At 38.6% G+C, this 17,338-nt stretch carries 19 protein-coding genes and 1 pseudogene; 13 read left to right on the forward strand and 7 right to left on the reverse strand.

The window, feature by feature from the left end; genetic code table 11:
• Positions 1-162 precede the first annotated feature (162 nt).
• Positions 163-1,185, forward strand: coding sequence for an ABC transporter substrate-binding protein (locus AN161_RS16430; RefSeq protein ID WP_053595427.1), 1,023 nt, complete (start codon positions 163-165; stop codon positions 1,183-1,185).
• 108 nt (positions 1,186-1,293) lie between these two features.
• On the opposite strand, the gene AN161_RS28955 is transcribed toward AN161_RS16430, so the two are convergent.
• Positions 1,294-1,494, reverse strand: coding sequence for a hypothetical protein (locus AN161_RS28955; RefSeq protein WP_143114872.1), 201 nt, complete (start codon positions 1,492-1,494; stop codon positions 1,294-1,296).
• Entirely contained in the window at positions 1,482-1,616 is a 135-nt protein-coding gene (locus AN161_RS31100; protein WP_277815958.1) for a hypothetical protein, read from the reverse strand. Before AN161_RS31100 ends, AN161_RS28955 begins: the two co-directional genes overlap by 13 nt.
• Positions 1,617-1,972: 356 nt before the next feature.
• On the opposite strand from AN161_RS31100, the gene AN161_RS16435 reads away from it, so the two are divergent.
• From AN161_RS16435 to AN161_RS16445, 3 genes are all read left to right on the forward strand, one after another.
• Positions 1,973-3,001 (forward strand): ABC transporter permease, encoded by a 1,029-nt coding sequence (locus AN161_RS16435; RefSeq protein WP_053595428.1) that lies wholly within the window; start codon positions 1,973-1,975, stop codon positions 2,999-3,001.
• Positions 2,994-3,788 carry an ABC transporter ATP-binding protein gene (locus AN161_RS16440; protein ID WP_053595429.1) on the forward strand — a complete coding sequence of 265 codons (795 nt, stop codon included), beginning with the start codon at positions 2,994-2,996 and terminating at the stop codon, positions 3,786-3,788. The genes AN161_RS16435 and AN161_RS16440 overlap by 8 nt, the downstream gene beginning before the upstream one ends.
• A 196-nt stretch (positions 3,789-3,984) precedes the next feature.
• The gene (locus AN161_RS16445) at positions 3,985-4,944 is read left to right on the forward strand and encodes a nuclease-related domain-containing protein (RefSeq protein ID WP_053595430.1); all 960 of its coding nucleotides are present in this window, start codon (positions 3,985-3,987) and stop codon (positions 4,942-4,944) included.
• 244 nt (positions 4,945-5,188) lie between these two features.
• Here the strand turns inward: AN161_RS16445 and ilvA are convergent, their stop codons facing one another.
• Positions 5,189-6,451, reverse strand: a complete 1,263-nt coding sequence (ilvA, locus tag AN161_RS16455; protein ID WP_053595432.1) for a threonine ammonia-lyase IlvA — start codon at positions 6,449-6,451, stop codon at positions 5,189-5,191.
• 490 nt (positions 6,452-6,941) lie between these two features.
• On the opposite strand from ilvA, the gene AN161_RS16460 reads away from it, so the two are divergent.
• Positions 6,942-7,685, forward strand: a complete 744-nt coding sequence (locus AN161_RS16460) for a DUF475 domain-containing protein (RefSeq protein WP_053595433.1) — start codon at positions 6,942-6,944, stop codon at positions 7,683-7,685.
• A gap of 234 nt (positions 7,686-7,919) precedes the next feature.
• Here AN161_RS16460 and bshB2 read toward each other — a convergent pair whose 3' ends face one another.
• Complete coding sequence (gene bshB2 / locus AN161_RS16465; protein ID WP_053595434.1) at positions 7,920-8,609, reverse strand: bacillithiol biosynthesis deacetylase BshB2; 690 nt, start codon at positions 8,607-8,609, stop codon at positions 7,920-7,922.
• A gap of 13 nt (positions 8,610-8,622) precedes the next feature.
• On the reverse strand, positions 8,623-8,973 hold the full coding sequence (locus AN161_RS16470) for a YojF family protein (protein WP_053484519.1): 351 nt from the start codon (positions 8,971-8,973) through the stop codon (positions 8,623-8,625).
• A 280-nt stretch (positions 8,974-9,253) separates the two neighbouring features.
• Here AN161_RS16470 and AN161_RS16475 point away from each other — a divergent pair, with 280 nt between their 5' ends.
• Positions 9,254-10,774, forward strand: coding sequence for an aldehyde dehydrogenase family protein (locus AN161_RS16475; protein WP_053595435.1), 1,521 nt, complete (start codon positions 9,254-9,256; stop codon positions 10,772-10,774).
• Between the two features lie 21 nt (positions 10,775-10,795).
• Positions 10,796-11,158, forward strand: a complete 363-nt coding sequence (locus AN161_RS16480) for a DUF779 domain-containing protein (protein ID WP_053595436.1) — start codon at positions 10,796-10,798, stop codon at positions 11,156-11,158.
• A gap of 732 nt (positions 11,159-11,890) precedes the next feature.
• On the opposite strand, the gene AN161_RS16485 is transcribed toward AN161_RS16480, so the two are convergent.
• Positions 11,891-12,226, reverse strand: coding sequence for a hypothetical protein (locus tag AN161_RS16485; RefSeq protein ID WP_241774587.1), 336 nt, complete (start codon positions 12,224-12,226; stop codon positions 11,891-11,893).
• Positions 12,227-12,408: 182 nt separating this feature from the next.
• Here AN161_RS16485 and AN161_RS16490 point away from each other — a divergent pair, with 182 nt between their 5' ends.
• Positions 12,409-12,960, forward strand: coding sequence for an acyl-CoA thioesterase (locus tag AN161_RS16490; RefSeq protein WP_053595437.1), 552 nt, complete (start codon positions 12,409-12,411; stop codon positions 12,958-12,960).
• A 215-nt stretch (positions 12,961-13,175) separates the two neighbouring features.
• Here the strand turns inward: AN161_RS16490 and thiD are convergent.
• Positions 13,176-14,005: pseudogene (gene thiD / locus AN161_RS16495) on the reverse strand (bifunctional hydroxymethylpyrimidine kinase/phosphomethylpyrimidine kinase).
• A gap of 174 nt (positions 14,006-14,179) precedes the next feature.
• Between thiD and AN161_RS16500 the strand changes: the two are divergent.
• From AN161_RS16500 to AN161_RS16520, 5 genes are all read left to right on the forward strand, one after another.
• Positions 14,180-14,857 (forward strand): uracil-DNA glycosylase, encoded by a 678-nt coding sequence (locus AN161_RS16500; RefSeq protein WP_053595438.1) that lies wholly within the window; start codon positions 14,180-14,182, stop codon positions 14,855-14,857.
• A 78-nt stretch (positions 14,858-14,935) separates the two neighbouring features.
• Positions 14,936-15,112, forward strand: a complete 177-nt coding sequence (locus tag AN161_RS16505) for a hypothetical protein (RefSeq protein ID WP_053595439.1) — start codon at positions 14,936-14,938, stop codon at positions 15,110-15,112.
• Positions 15,112-15,378, forward strand: coding sequence for a YwdI family protein (locus AN161_RS16510; RefSeq protein ID WP_053595440.1), 267 nt, complete (start codon positions 15,112-15,114; stop codon positions 15,376-15,378). The genes AN161_RS16505 and AN161_RS16510 overlap by 1 nt, the downstream gene beginning before the upstream one ends.
• Positions 15,379-15,398: 20 nt before the next feature.
• Positions 15,399-15,779, forward strand: coding sequence for a DUF423 domain-containing protein (locus tag AN161_RS16515; protein WP_053595441.1), 381 nt, complete (start codon positions 15,399-15,401; stop codon positions 15,777-15,779).
• Positions 15,780-16,009: 230 nt separating this feature from the next.
• A complete protein-coding gene (locus AN161_RS16520; protein ID WP_053595442.1) occupies positions 16,010-17,188 on the forward strand; it encodes a M20 family metallopeptidase in 1,179 nt (392 codons plus the stop codon).
• The last annotated feature ends 150 nt before the right edge of the window (positions 17,189-17,338 follow it).

The raw sequence follows: 17,338 nt of genomic DNA on the forward strand, positions 1-17,338 counted from the left end.
ACAAATTGAATGAAAAACTAAAATATTTTGTCAATTGTAAAAGTCAGAACATTCATAATGTTGTTGACGAACCTCGATAATAACGATAATATAGCGATACGTTCACACTTTGTTTGGATGAAGTGTGATAAATATCAGAGATAATAGTCGGGGGGATTATTTGTGAAGAGCAATTTAAAAAAGCTTTCGTTCCTGTTATTTGGGTTAGTTTTAATGCTTGCTGCTTGTGGTAGCGGTGGCTCTAGTTCATCTGATTCGAAAGGGAACGAAAAGAATAATGTAAGCGAGAGCGGCAATGAAGATGGCAAAACATATAAAATCGGGATTACTCAAATAGTTGAGCATCCATCTTTAAATGCTGCAACGGAAGGTTTCAAAAAAGCAATTGAAGAATCTGGCTTAAAAGTTGAATACGATCCACAAATAGCGCAAGGGGATAACAGTCTTAACACGACGATTGCAAACAATCTAGTAAGTGCGAACGTAGATTTAATATTTGCAAACTCTACGCCGTCCGCACAAGCGGCAGCAACAGCAACTAGTGATATTCCAATTATCTTTACTTCTGTAACAGATGCTGTTGACGCACAGTTAATTGAATCTATGGAGAAGCCAGGGAAAAATGTAACGGGTACGATCGATTTACATCCTGATACTATTTCGAACACAGTGTCATTCTTAAAGGAATTAGGTGCGAAAAAAGTAGGTATGGTGTACAACGCTGGTGAGCAAAACTCAGTAGCACAAGTAAAAGAAGTGAAAAAAGTTATGGGCGAGCAAGGCCTAACTGTGGTTGAGGCATCTGCTGCAACTTCTGCGGAGGTAAAACAAGCTGCTGAATCATTAATTGGTAAAGCAGATGCATTCTATATCATTACTGATAATACAGTAGTTTCTGCTCTAGAATCTGTGATTGATGTAGCGAATGCCAATAAATTACCACTTATTGTAGGGGAGCTTGACTCTGTGGCACGTGGTGGCTTAGCGGCATATGGTTTTGAATATTTCGATATCGGTTATGAAGCTGGTCAAATGGCTGTAAAGATTCTAAAAGGTGAAGCAACACCTGCCGATACACCAGCGCAATACCCACAAAACTTAAAACTATTAATAAATAAAAAAGTAGCAGATGATTTAGGAATCGACATTAAAGATTCTTGGGGTGCAGAGCTTTTAGAAAAGTAATGGCCTGAAGTCATCTTATGAAGCAAAGCGGGGGAGAACTAAAGCTGCCCCCGCTTTATCTTATTTTAAAGCGGTTTTGGGTCGATGGGAAATTCATGTGAATTCCTATTAAATTTGGCTCATTATCATAACGTAAGGTTGATTTCCGTTCAGACTGGGCGCTTTGTCGCTGACGCTTCGCTTTCGCGCAGATAAAACATTTGTAGCTGCCGCTTTGTTTTCGCTACAGAAAACATTTGCCGCTGACGCTTCGCTTTCGCGCAGATAAAACATTTGTAGCTGCCGCTTTGCTTTCGCTACAGAAAACATTTGTTGTTGCTGTCGCTACGCTTTCGCACAGATAAAACATTGTTGTTGCTGTCGCTACGCTTTCGCACAGATAAAACATTTGCTGTCGCTACGTTAGTACGACGCTTTCGCACAGAAAACATTCGCTTGCGCTCCAGGGGTCTCATCTGTGACACTGATCCCCAAGGAGTCGCCCAGTCTCCACTCCAATCAACTTATATACTTTTTTATAAATATCTTCTCCAATTTTGGGTGATGGGCCATTAATTTAACAAATGGATTTAGTAATGCTTTCCACAGGCGAGAACTGAGCTTCCTTTTGGCAATGCGGATGTTGGGCAAGAAGTTATCGCAGGCCGTCGTGCTAAAACCTTAAAAATAATATTATGTACGTCTTTCAAAGGGATTTATTAGTTTTGAGCTCCATTAAGGGAATGGAGCTCAAGTAAGAATTTTTAATAAAAATGAGCTTAAGAAATTATTAGGAGATGATTCAACTATGTTTTTAGCAATATTTGGCGCAATGGAGCAAGGAATCATCTATGCAATTATGGCGCTTGGTGTGTATTTAACATTCCGCGTGTTAGATTTTCCGGATTTAACGGTTGATGGAAGCTTTGTAACAGGGGCGGCTACGTCAGCAACGATGATTCTGCTTGGCTACCACCCAATCTTAGCGACTTTAGTGGCAATTGTTGCTGGATTTATTGCTGGATGTATGACAGGAATTCTTCACACAAAAGGGAAAATTAATCCACTATTATCGGGGATTTTAATGATGATTGCTTTGTATTCTATTAACTTACGTATCATGGGGTTAACTGCAGAAAATACGATAGGTCGTCCAAATATTCCACTATTGAATTCAGAGACTTTATTTTCAAAGTTTCAAGCATTTTGGAGTGATTTAGGTATCGATGCTGCATTAAATAACCTATTAAAAGGCATCGGCGTTCAGCAACTACCATCAACATGGAGTACATTGATTGTAGTGTTAATCATCACGATTTTAATTAAATTCATTGCAGACTGGTTCTTAAAAACAGAGGTCGGACTGGCTATTCGAGCAACTGGTGATAATAAGCGTATGATTCGTAGCTTCTCAGCAAATACAGATACACTGATTATTCTAGGGCTAGGACTTTCTAACGCCCTTGTCGCATTTTCTGGAGCTTTAATCGCACAATATTCGAAGTTCTCAGATGTAAGTATGGGGATTGGGATGATTGTTATTGGACTTGCATCTGTTATTATCGGTGAAGCCATCTTCGGTACAAAAACCATTATGCGCACAACTTTAGCTGTCATTACGGGAGCGATCATTTACCGCATTATTTTAGCATTAGCATTACGTGTAGATTTCCTCGATTCAGGAGATATGAAATTAATAACAGCTATCATTGTAATTTTAGCGTTGATTTTACCTCAATTTATCAATAAAAGTAAGGAGCGCAAACGTAAGGTGAAGCGCGCAGCAGAGCGTGCACAAGTAAAAACCGTAGAGCAGGGAGGGAAAGGCCTTGCTTAAATTAAACGGCATTAACAAAATTTTTAATGAAGGTACGCCCGATGAAAAAATAGCACTTGCAGAAATTAATTTGCACTTAAAGTCAGGTGATTTTGTCACAATTATCGGCAGTAATGGTGCTGGTAAATCAACAATGATGAATATGATTTCTGGCGCATTAACACCTGACTTCGGCACAGTTTCAATCGATGGGAATGAGGTTACTACTTTACCAGAATATAAGCGCTCTCACTACATCGGTCGCGTGTTTCAGGATCCAATGGCTGGTACAGCACCAACAATGACAATTGAAGAAAATTTAGCATTAGCTTACTCACGTAATAAGAGTAGAGGCATGCGTTTCGGTGTTGATAAAAAGCGTCGAGAATTTTTTAAAGAATCGTTAGAGATGTTGGGCTTAAATCTGGAGAATCGTCTATCTGCGAAGGTTGGCTTACTTTCAGGTGGAGAACGTCAAGCATTGTCACTTTTAATGGCAACGTTCACGAAGCCATCGATTTTATTGCTTGATGAGCATACTGCGGCACTCGATCCATCACGTGCGGAGTTGATCACACGTATTACGAAATATTTAGTTGAGAAAGACAGCTTAACAACATTAATGGTCACGCACAATATGCAACAAGCATTAGACTTAGGAAATCGACTGATTATGATGGATAAAGGTCAAGTCATTTTAGAGGTTGGCGAGGATCGCAAACACGAGTTAACCATCCCAGATTTAATGGCAGAGTTCGAACGTATCCGCGGTGAGAAAATGAACTCAGACCGTGCGTTACTAGGATAATAAATGATAAAACGCTCATACATAGGTATGGGCGTTTTTTTCGCTGGATGTCGATATTTTTTAAAAGTTAGGTGATAAACTAACAAAGTTGGGTGATAAATCGATAAAGTTGGTCGATAAACAATCAGAAATTTTCGATAAATAGGCAATGCGTTTCGATAAATTGCATTATAATCTAGCTAAAGGAGGTGAAAATATGTTACTCAAAAAGCGCAAAGTTTCATCGAAGCAACTCATATTAGAAATGATTGAAAGGAGGTTACCGAAATCTCACCCAAAGTCTACTTACTATCAAGAAATGCTAAATAGAACAAGAGCAGGCTATGCAGGTGAGCAACGAGTAGATCAGGAATGGCAGGAAATCTATTTGGAGCAAGCGCATTATTTATTGCATGATGTCCAGCTTAAAGCTGAAGGTGGAGCAATACATCAAATAGATACATTATATATGTCGCGAAATTTTGTATTAATAGTGGAAATTAAAAATATCGTTGGTCGTGTAGAATATATGGAAGATAACCATCAATTTATTCGAATTACGTCTGATGGCAGAGTAGATGGCTTTAGAAATCCATTTGATCAAGTGAAGCGGCATGCTAGGTTTTTGCGCCAGATTTTTCAAAAGGTGAGCTACCATATACCTATTGTTTATATGATCGTCTCTGCAAATCCGAACATGATTATGACGCCAAGCTTGTCTGCGCAACCGATTATTCATGTGAGTGGGTTGGCAGAAAGGATGGAGCAGCTGTTCAAGCAGTATCAACAAGTCTGTCTAAGTGAAAAAGATTTGAGAGAATTATCAGCGCATATTTTAAAGATGCACAAATCAATTCAATGGACCCTAGATATTAAAGTGGATGAATTGAAGAAAGGTGCACTATGCTCGCATTGTCATTTTGACTATGTCCTACGTTACACCCATGGGAAATGGCGTTGTAGTAATTGCCAATCGATTGATAATCAATCAATGCTAATCGCATTACATGATTTTCGATTAATGATGAGCAACAATATTACAAATGCCCAATTTCGCAATTTTTTTGATATTGACTCAGAAAAGGCGGTTTATTATTTATTGAAAAAGTTAAAATTTGAAACGATAGGTGAAAATAAAAACAGGAAATATGTAATTCCTGCCAATTTGTTAGAGTAAATGTAAGCGGCGCAAACTATCGGTGCGGTCAGATAGTGACGCTTGTAAGGTAGATGTCGATATTTTTAAAAAGTTGGTCGATAAAACGCTGAAAAGTCTCGATAAACAAGAGAAAAGTTTCGATAAACTTCAAAAAAGTTTCGATAAACTTCAAAAAAGTTTCGATAAACCTCAAAAAAGTCTCGATAAACCTCTCAGCCCCACAAAAAAAGCCACACTTACATAGCAAGTGTGACTCTTTATTTTAGACTAGTAAGCCAAATAGTTGAATGTCGTTGTTTACCTCTTTATATTTGAAGCCGAATTCATTCATGCGTGCTAGTAATCCTTCGTAGTCTTCACGATTGCCAAGCTCGATACCGACTAGGGCAGGACCACTTTCTTTGTTGTTTTTCTTTGTATATTCGAAAGTCGTTATATCATCATTTGGTCCTAGAACGCTTGTGAGGAATTGGCGAAGAGCACCTGCACGCTGTGGGAAGCTTACGATGAAGTAGTATAGTAAGCCTTCGTGAATTAAAGATTTTTCTTTAATCTCCTGCATACGTCCAATGTCATTATTACCACCACTAATGATGATAACGACAGATTTTCCTTTTATTTCTTCTTTATAATAATCGAGTGCCGCTACAGATAATGCTCCGGCAGGCTCTGCGATAATGGCGTGTTTATTATAAAGATCTAAAATCGTTGTACATACTTTTCCTTCTGGTACTAGTACAATGTCGTCTAAATAGCGGCGACAAACATTGTACGTGTGATTACCGACACATTTTACTGCAGCACCATCTACGAACTTGTCAATCCAATCAAGTGCCACTGCGCCGCCTTCTGCAAATGCAGCCTTCATGCTACCTGCCCCAGCAGGCTCTGCACCGATAATTTTACTATTGGGGGAAAGGTTTTTCACGTAGGCAGAAACACCTGACATTAAGCCACCGCCACCGATACTACCAAATACGTAGTCGATTGGTTCCTCCATGTCATTCATAATTTCAACGGCAACCGTTCCTTGACCAGCGATGACATCAAAATCATCAAATGGATGGATAAAGATTTTATCGTGTTCTTCACAGTAAGCTAATGCACTTTCCGCAGAATCATCAAAGGTATCACCCGCTAAAATAATTTCCACATAATCACGACCAAACATACGCACTTGATCAATTTTTTGCTTAGGGGTTGTTTGAGGCATAAAAATGCTTGCTTGAATTTTCAGTTGTGCACAGGCGTAAGCAACACCTTGGGCATGGTTGCCTGCACTTGCACAAACAACGCCAGCTTTGCGAGCCTCTTCTTCAATTTTTTTAATCTTATAGTAGGCACCACGAAGTTTAAATGAGCGTACATGCTGTAAATCTTCGCGTTTAAAATAAATATTAGCTCCGTATTTCTCGGATAAATAGTCATTTTTTTGTAGCGGCGTGTGCACCACTACGTCTTTTAAGAAATGATGAGCAATTAAGACATTTTCTACTTGCACAGTTCTAGTGTCAGCAACTTCCATAGTATTCATCCTCCGTTATACGTAAAACATTTATCTATGATAGCATATTTTATTAGCTTTTTGTTATTAATTTTTAGTAAATTCTAAATTTTCGGTGTCTATTTCAATTTCTTTCAGCGGGTGTCCAAACACCCGCTGAAAGAAGTTAAAGCCTCTGGCGGATGTCACGGAATCGGAAAAAGGAGTTCACAGAGGATGTTAGCCTAAAATCATCGCATCCATGCGATAACGGCTAACTGACCTGCATCGGTAAAAACGCCACGTCCTGTGGCATTACCGACATCGTGTCGGCCTTCGTGCAGGCCTAAGCACAAAGTCGATTCTGGACGCAATTATGCCGAGGCATAATTGATCTAGGTACCTACATAACGGAGAATAATTAAATTTTTTCGAGAATTTTTTGTAGAAATAAAGGATACGTTCATTTCCTCATAACGAAAATGGTCAAGCATATACTAGAATACCTTAGGACAAGTAGGAGGGTATGTAATTGGAAATCATTCAAGGAATTCTATCTACATACATTCAATTTTTCGATTGGGAAATGTGGAAAGAAATTTTAACTGACCCTGTATCTTGGGGGTTAATATCAACACTAGTTATAATAGAAGGTTTACTGTCGGCAGATAACGCACTTGTATTAGCAGTGCTAGTGAAGCATTTGCCAAACAAGCAACGCAAACGAGCGTTAATGTACGGTATGTTTGGTGCCTATTTTTTCAGGTTCTTGTTTATTGGTATAGGTGTTTATTTGGTAGAGTTTTGGTATATTAAATTGCTAGGAGCTTTGTATTTAGGTTGGCTATGTGTCGCCCATTTCTTACAAATTGGGGAAGAGGATAGCGCCAAGGAAATGAAAAAAACAGGGCTGATGGTTCGTCTTTTTGGCACGTTTTGGGCGACTGTTATTTCGGTAGAACTGATGGATATTGCCTTTTCAATTGACGCGATTTTTGCCGCTTTTGCGATATCCAATCAAATTTGGATATTACTCATCGGGGGGATGCTAGGTATTTTAATGATGAGAACCATTGCAGGCTTATTTTTAATCATTATTGAAAAAATACCAGAACTAGAGGCAACAGCATTTATTATTATTGGTATTATTGCGCTGAAAATGCTAGCTAGCGTCATCGGTGTTCACGTTCCACACTATATGTTTTTTATCGTGTTAATTATTGTATTTGCTATAACTTTTTTTGTTCATATTTTAAAAAAATTAAGGGTCGCTTAATATAAAAACGGTTCTGTTCTCATTTAAGAAAGAGAACAGAACCGTTTTGTTCTAGTTAAGGAAACTATAGATTTTTTTCCTGTGGATAACCTAGTGCATAGTCGGCGTCTAGGCTAAAGCGCTACATCCTCGAGGTCGCTTCGATCCCTCGGGCAAAAGTGGTAGAGCGTTTACTTTTGCTTCGGGCTCTCTAGCGCTTGTCGGATGTAAACGAGCGCTTTAGCGCATTTGTTCTTATTTTACATATTGATCAGGATTCACAATATAGAACTTTTCAATATTTAGCCAGCTTTCACTCATTGGCTCACCGTCATCGATGCGTTTTTCAGTTTCTTGCATCATCCAAGCAGTTTGAGATGCATGTGCTTGTAATGCTTTAATTTTATCCGTCTTCATTTCACTAATATCGATGACAACATGTGGCTCCCCATTTTTTTCAATTGTATCATTTGCAAAGGCACATCCAAACACTTGTGGACGTGCAGCTTTTGGCATACGACGAACAGCTTCTACTACTGCACGTGCTGTTGCCTCATGGTCTGGATGCACTGCAAAGCCAGGTAAGAATGTAATAATAAGAGAAGGCATTAATTCCTCTATTAAACCTTCAACTAGCTTTACCATTTTTTCATCGTTTTCAAATTCAATCGTTTTATCACGGAAGCCAAGCATACGTAAATCTTGTATTCCCATTGCCTCTGCTGCTGCAATAAGCTCCTTGCGTCGAATTTCTGGCAAGGATTCACGTGTCGCAAAAGGTGGATTTCCTAAATTACGCCCCATTTCGCCTAAAGTTAAACAGGCATATGTAACAGGAGTATTCATTTTTTTTGTATAATAGGCAATTGTTCCAGCAACTGAAAAAGCCTCATCATCTGGGTGAGGGTAAACAATTAAAATATGACGTTGTGGTTGTAAATTCAAATAGTCGTCCCCCTTAGTAAGTAAACGGCGTTTCACTAATTTCAAGTGCAATCGCCAATTTACCTGAGTAGTCTAGTCCAGCCATTAATAAACGGCCTAAATCATCTAATTCAAAATGTGTGATGCCTTGAGCATAAACCCAGCCATGTGCCATTTTTAATCCGACACGATGGGGTGAATCATCTACCACTTTAGCAAGTTCATAGTTGATTTTAGCATTGCGAATAAAAGCACCTGCATTAAAAAATTTCTCATCAAAGTGTGCTGCATATGAACCGTTCGTTGTCTCAAGATGAATATAAACGTCTTTGTTGGCGAAAGAATTCAATAATTCCTGCAACGTCTTTACTTGTACTTCTTGCATCTTAACACTCCTCTCGATTATTTCTCCTTTAAGTATAGTAAAAAAAATTCACAAAGGGAAATTGAAAGGCTTTTGTTGCCAACATAATAATAAATACTGTTAGTAAAATACAGAAAATTCTTTATTTTAAAATAATTATTATTCACTATTTATCTAGGGTTAATTACTTGAAAAAACTATTCTAATGTATCAATATAGGACACGTGAAACAGATTAATATAAATTGTGTCGTTATAATTTGTATGCGGTTTCATAAATAGAATATGGGGAGATTGATACTATGATTTATGCAAATCCTAATACTCCGGGAGCAGTAGTAAATTTCAAAGAAAAATATGATAACTTTATCGGTGGCGAATGGATTCCTCCAGTAAAAGGTCAATACTTTGAAAATAAAACACCTGTAACAGGTCAAGTTTTCACAAAAGCAGCTCGTTCAACAGCTGAAGATATTGAGCTTGCTCTTGATGCAGCACACGCAGCAAAAGATGCATGGGGTAAAACAAGCGCAACTGAGCGTGCATCTATTTTAAATAAAATCGCAGATCGCATTGAAGAAAACTTAGAAATGATTGCTGTTGCAGAAACATGGGATAATGGTAAAGCAGTTCGCGAAACGTTAAACGCAGATATTCCTTTAGCAATTGATCACTTCCGTTATTTTGCAGGTGTCATCCGTGCACAAGAAGGGCGTACAACACAATTAGATAACGACACTGTTGCATACCACTTCCAAGAGCCACTAGGTGTAGTTGGTCAAATCATACCTTGGAACTTTCCAATCTTAATGGCAGCTTGGAAAATCGCTCCTGCACTTGCAGCAGGTAACTGTATCGTGATGAAACCAGCTGAACAAACGCCAGTTTCATTATTAGTGTTAATTGAAACAATTCAAGACATCCTACCAAAAGGCGTACTTAACATTGTAAACGGCTTCGGTGTTGAAGTTGGTAAACCACTTGCAACGAACAAACGAATTGCAAAAGTTGCTTTTACTGGTTCAACAGCTGTTGGTCGCCAAATTATGCAATATGCAACTGAAAATATTATTCCTGTAACGTTAGAGCTAGGTGGTAAATCACCAAACGTATTCTTTGAGGACGTAATGGCTTCAGATGATGAATATTTAGATAAAGCAATTGAGGGCTTTGTGATGTTCGCATTAAACTCAGGCGAAATTTGTACTTGTCCTTCACGTGCACTTGTTCAAGAATCCATTTACGATAAATTCATTGAACGTGCATTAGAACGCGTAAAAGCTATTAAAATTGGTAATCCATTAGATACAGAAGTCATGATGGGTGCTCAAGCTTCAAATGAACAAAAGCAAAAAATTCTTTCTTACTTACAATTGGGTAAAGAAGAGGGTGCTGAGTGCTTAATAGGTGGAGAAGAAAATATTCTTGAAGGCGACCTTGCTGGAGGTAACTACATTCAACCAACAGTTTTCAAAGGTCATAACAAAATGCGAATCTTCCAAGAAGAAATCTTTGGCCCAGTGCTTGGCGTAACTACATTCAAAGATTTCGATGAAGCAATGGAAATTGCAAATGATACAGAATATGGTTTAGGTGCTGGTGTTTGGTCACGTTCTGGTGACATTGCTTACCGTGCAGGTCGAGCTATTCAAGCTGGTCGTGTGTGGACAAACACTTATCATCAATATCCAGCGGGTGCTGCATTTGGTGGATTCAAACTTTCTGGTATCGGTCGTGAAAACCATGCAATGATGTTAGATCACTACCAACAAACTAAATGTCTTTTAGTGAGCTACAAAAAAGAAGCACAAGGATTTTTCTAATACCAAAGGATGAATAACAACATGGTAGAACGAGTGATTGCAACAAAAGAGGCTTTAAATTTGATAGAGCTAATTAAGAGTCGACATGGCGCTATCATGTTTTATCAATCTGGGGGTTGCTGTGATGGCTCTGCACCGATGTGTTATGTAGAAGGAGATTTTAAAATTGGTGAAAACGATATCTATCTTGGTACAATAGGTGACGTTCCTTTTTACATTCATAGAGCGCAATATGAATATTTTAAGCATACTCAATTGATTATTCATGCGATTGAGGGCAGAGGTGCAAGTTTTTCTTTAGATAGTGTTGAAGATATGCATTTCATTACGAACTCTAGAGTATTCACAACAGAAGAGTATGAAGAAGTAATAAAGCTCTTTTAATTTCTTTCAGCAGATGTTTTATGTAGCGAAAGCAAAGCGTCAGCTACAAATGTTTTATGTAGCGAAAGCAAAGCGTCAGCTACAGATGTTTTATGTAACGTAAGTGAAACGGCAGTTACAAATGTTTTTTGTACCGAAAACGTAGCGACAGGTACAGAAGTCTCCCATCTCTATAGGTAGTGAGATGAATGTAAGTGGAAATTACTTTTTCAGTGGATGTCCAAACACCTAGTGAAATAGATGAACTCAGTCTAAGAACGCCACGTCCTGTCGCATTACCGAAATGACAGACTCATGCAGGCCTAAGCACAAAGTCGAATCCGGACGTTAATTATGCCGAGGCATAATTGATTGCATCTTTTAATCTATGGAGATGTATCAAGCAATATTCTTGAAAATATTATTGAAATATATCAATATAATGAATGTGAAAGCAAATTTGTACAAAGTGTGTCATTTTGTTTTGTATACGGTTTCACAAATGAAAAGATACTGACCATGATTTCTTCCTTAACTGACGGATAGGCAGCTCAAAATGTTGAAGGGAAACTAGGTAATAACGAATTCTATCTTGGTACAATAGATGACGTTCCTTCAACATTGATATGTATAGCTGTAATAAGGGAAGAAAACAGAAAGCTCATTATCATAGTATAGTAAAAAAGCCGCGATTCTCTTTTATGACGGAGAATCGCGGCTTTTTATAATTAGTGGTTTTTGGGGGTATGTATGTTAATATCGGTTGAGTTTTCGTTCAATGGAATCTAGACGATTGTTGAGATGTGATAGATGCTTATGCATTTGTCTAAATTGTACACTTTGATTTTGCGCGTCGGATGTTCTTGCTTGTTCATTTGCCTCTTCTTCCTGCAATGCTAAAATGGTGGAGAGGGTTGCTAGTGAATACCCTATTGTCAAAACCATTGAAGAAATTAATTCTACTTTGGTAGAGGTTATACTTCCACCTTGGATACCTATGTCTTCTCCTAGGAGACCTGCTTCTTCACCACCTAGGAAACTTGCTTGTGTATTTGTATTTGGGTCTTGTTGTTGTCTACGTCTTGCCATTCTTCTCCCTCCCATATACAGCTAATATATGGTATATGAAGTAGTAGCGTATCTTGTCCAGAGAATTAATAAAAAACCACAGTCGGAATAAAAATTCTTAATTTTCAAATAATTTATTTGATTTTTATGGAAAAATAGAGCAATATAGTAGAAATAAACAGTTGTTTTTAGGGGGAATAGATGTGAACAAGGACTTTAAATATTGTAAAGATTCTAGAGTTATGCGTACAAGTCGAGTTTTTCCGAATGATATTAACAATCATAATACACTGTTTGGCGGCCGACTAATGAGTGACATCGATCAAGTAGCTTCAATTTCAGCTGCTAAGCATAGTCGTAGAGATTGTGTGACAGCCTCAACGGATTCCGTAGACTTCCTACATCCAATACGCCCGACTGATTCTGTATATTTCGAATCTTATGTAACGTGGACTGGGATATCTTCAATGGAGGTTTTCGTGAAGGTCATTTCTGAGAATTTGAAAACGGGAGAACGGAAGGTAGCGGCAACAGCATTATTAACCTTTGTTGCATTAGATGAAAATAATAAACCAGCCCCAGTTCCATCTGTCATTCCAGAAACAGTAGAAGAGACAAAACTCCATGAAACAGCATCTGAACGAGCAAAGGCGCGTGCAGAGCGTAAAAAGGAAAGTAAGGCATTGGCTCAATTCATTTCGATGAACGATCCATGGGATTATCGGCTCGAAATGATGGAGAACTACTATATGTAAAAGAGGCATCTGAAATTAATCAGATGCCTTCTCTTTATCAATTATGCCTCGGCATAATTGCGTGACATCCGCGGAGGCTTTAACTTCTTTCAGCAGGTGTTTGGAAACTTGCTTAAAAGTAACTTAAACCCGCATTCATCTCACCACCTTTAGAGATGGGAGACTTCTGTAGCTGACGCTTTGCTTTCGTTACAAAAGACATTTGCTGAAAGAAGTTAAATTTCTGTTACGGTTACTTGTGGTGCGCCAAAACGAGATTTTGCACCGTGCATAACTGGTCCTACATAGTCATTTAATGCCCAACCGTGAGCGATTGCAGCAGATACGAATTCTTTTGCTTCAATAACAGCTTCTTTCACTGAAAGACCATTTGCAAGGTTTGCTGTCACCGAAGCAGCAAATGTACAGCCAGCCCCATGATTATAAGTAGAAGCGACTTTTTCAGATTCTAATAAATAGAATTTTCACCATCGAAGAATAAGTCACTTGCATTTTCAGTAGCTAACGCTTTTCCACCTTTAATCACAACAGCTTTAGCACCTAGCTCATGAATTTTACGAGCTGCTATTTTCATCTCTTCGATTGTCTTTGGTGTTCCAGTTCCAGCTAATTGTCCAGCCTCAAATAGATTTGGTGTTGTTACTGCTGCTAATGGTAAAAGATGTTGAATCATCGCATCTGTGTTACCGGGGTTCAATACTTCATCTTCTCCCTTACATACCATTACAGGATCGATGACAACATTTGTAGTGCCAGACTTTGCGATAGCGTCACCAGCGATAGAAATGATTTCTTCAGTTGACAGCATGCCAGTTTTTATTGCGTCAATGCCTGTTGAAAGAGCAGTATCGATTTGTTTTTGTAAAAGCTCTGTTGGTAATGATGTTACGTTATGTGTCCAGCCGTTTGGATCCATTGTTACGACAACCGTTAATGCCACCATGCCATATGTTCCGTGTTCTTGAAAAGTTTTAAGATCGGCTTGCATACCTGCGCCGCCTGATGTGTCTGAACCAGCAATTGTTAAAGTTTTTTTAAGAGCCATGTGATAGATCTCCTTTGTAGATGAAGTTTTAAAATTACCATCTAGTATAGTCCTATTCTGATTCTATAAAAATAGTCACAATACGATATTTTTATAATGTCAGTCTTAACTAATGCTTGAATTCAACATTATTTTTTTGTACCGTTATAGGAGAAGAAAGGGGCTTATATTACGATGAAACAAGTATTCCCGAATGATTGGCAAGCAGTACTTGCAGAAGAAATAGAAAAACCATACTATAAAAAGCTACGTCAATTTGTAGCACTTGAATATTCAACACAAACAATTTATCCACCAATGAATGACATAATGAATGCATTTTATACGACAGCTTATCAGGATGTAAATGTCGTAATTTTAGGTCAGGACCCTTATCATGGACCAAACCAAGCACATGGATTAAGTTTTTCGGTCATGCCAGGAATCCCAAATCCACCAAGCTTGCGAAATATGCTACAAGAGTTACAGGATGATCTTGGCTGTCCAATCCCTCAAAACGGAACATTAACAAAATGGGCGCAACAGGGTGTAATGCTATTGAACACTGTATTAACGGTTCGAGCAGGCCAGGCGCATTCTCATAAAGAACAAGGATGGGAGCAATTTACGGATGCTGTAATTGATAAATTAGCATCACGGGACAAACCAATTATATTTGTGCTTTGGGGTAAACCAGCACAGCGAAAAAAACAATTAATTCGTAAATACGCAACGCCACATTTCATTTTAGAAGCACCTCATCCAAGTCCTCTTAGTGCCTATCGAGGTTTTTTTGGTAGTAAACCATATTCGAAGATCAATGCACAGCTAATGGAATGGGGAGAGCAGCCAATTGATTGGTGCCTAGCTTAGAGATTGGCACAAATCGTTTTCTTTATGCACTCATCGTTTCGTGTTACAGTTAATAATAGAAGAAAGTGAGGGGCAACGATGAAGGTAAATTGTTTCAACTGTCAATATTTTAAAGTAACATGGGACCCACAAACTCCACGGGCCTGTGTAGCGTATGGCTTTAAAACAAAGCAAATACCATCCGTTGTCGTTAAACAATCCTCTGGCACGGAATGTCTAAAATTTGTGCCAAAAGCAGAAAGTGGGAGAGCGTAATGATTCCTTATCAAGCCGTTATTCAACAACTTGAAAAACAATTATCTGGTGTCAAAAATGCTGGAAACGAACCGCAAATTCGTGAAGCCTTAACAGCAATTCGAGCATTATGTGATGTGGTATTAGACTCACCTGACGGCATTGCTAAAACGCAGTCAAAACATTTGCCACAAATGCTGGTATCAGAGCCGAAGCAATCAAGTTTATATACTGCAAAAATTGAAGAAGAAGACGGGGCAAATGGTGATTCAATTTTTGACTTTTAACCAAAGGTAGGAAAAATGACATGAAAAAATTTATCGTGACAGGTGCACTCCACGGTTTTTTAGCAGTGGCATTCGGTGCATTCGGTGCACATGCTTTAAAAGAAATTCTAGACGATTATGGTCAGGGGATTTGGGAAACAGCAGTTCAGTACCAAATGTTTCATGCCACTGGTTTACTTATAATTGGCTTATTGATGAGCTCTAAACTACTAGGTGAGGTGAAGCAGTTAAATCTAGCCGGCATCTTTTTTAACCTCGGTATTGTCTTCTTTTCAGGAAGCTTGTATGTACTGGCAATCAGCGGTATTAAAGTTCTAGGCGCTATTACACCAATTGGTGGTGTGCTATTTTTAGCTGGATGGATTTTAATTATAGTATCAGCCCTTAAACATGCTCGATAATAAAATTTAGAATTCCTACAAAGATACTCTTTTACATTATATGTAAGGGAGTTTTTGTTGTTTTAATAGGCTTCTCAGGTAACCACTAGTAATAATAAAGAGAATTTATCTTCCGAACTAACAATATAATACATAGAGAATAATAGTTTTTAATCCTATTGTCTTTGTAGGGATTTATAGTACACTATTATTACCAAATGAGTTCGACAAAAGAAAGTGAGGTTTGTGATATGGAGAAGCTGTTTACTTTACTAGATAATAACTATGATGAAATGGTAGCGATTCGTCGTCATTTACATGAATATCCGGAATTATCCTTTGAGGAAGTGGAGACACCGGCGTATGTAGCTGCTTTTCATCAAGCGTTAGGACATGAGGTTCGTGAACATGTAGGCGAGCGTGGTGTTGTTGCGACATTACGTGGTGGGAAGCCAGGTAAAACGGTAGCATTGCGTGCTGATTTTGATGCGTTAGCGATTCAAGAAGAAAACGATATTCCTTATAAGTCAAAAATAGAGGGTAAAATGCATGCATGCGGACATGATGGTCATACTGCAACATTACTTGGGCTTGCTAAGGCACTCAATGCAATAAAGGATGAGATTGCAGGTAATGTGGTATTTATTCATCAGCATGCGGAAGAGATTGCACCAGGTGGAGCAAAGCCTATGATTGAAGATGGCTGTCTAGATGGGGTAGACGTTATTTTTGGTACACATTTATGGGCACCAACGCCACTGGGAGATATTTTGGTGAGAGATGGAGCCATTATGGCTGCTGCGGATAAAGTGGAAATTACGATTCAAGGCAAAGGTGGTCATGGTGCGGAGCCTCATCATTCTATTGATGCTGTTGCCCTTGCTTCACAGTTTGTTGTCAATGCACAGCAGCTTATATCTCGACGCATTGATCCCTTAAAATCAGCCGTTTTAACAATTGGTCATTTTGAGGCGATTAATCCTTTCAATGTCATTGCTGAACGAGTAGTACTAGCGGGAACGGTACGTACTTTTGAGGAGCAGGTGCGCAGACAGATGGAGCAAGAGCTTGAGGCAGTATTAAATGCCACTTGTCTAGCTTTTGGCGCAAGCTATGAGTATCGGTATACAAGAGGCTATCCACCTGTTTACAACCATGTGAAAGAAACAGAATTTATTGCACAGCTTGCAGCAGATGTACCAGGAGTAGAAAATATTATAACGTGCCCACCATTTATGATTGGTGAGGACTTTGCGTATTATTTAGAGAATGTACCAGGTACATTTTTCTTCACAGGTGCCAAAAAGCCAGAGTGGGAAGTGGCATATCCTCATCATCATGTACGCTTTGACTTTGATGAGCGTGCAATGTTGATTGCTGCCAAAACATTAGGAAAAGCAACATTGCAGTATTTACAAGAAAATCAATAGTAAGTCCCCATTTGACGTACTGTAAGGCTTGAGCTTAAAGTAAAAATTGGCATGCTAGGAGGTTATCCTAACATGCCGATTTTTTTGATCTAAGGGCAAATATCCACGTAGACTCCTATGAACCATTTGTATGGTGGTTTATATATTAGT

The organism is Lysinibacillus sp. FJAT-14222 (assembly GCF_001278875.1).
Lineage (GTDB): Bacteria > Bacillota > Bacilli > Bacillales_A > Planococcaceae > Lysinibacillus > Lysinibacillus agricola.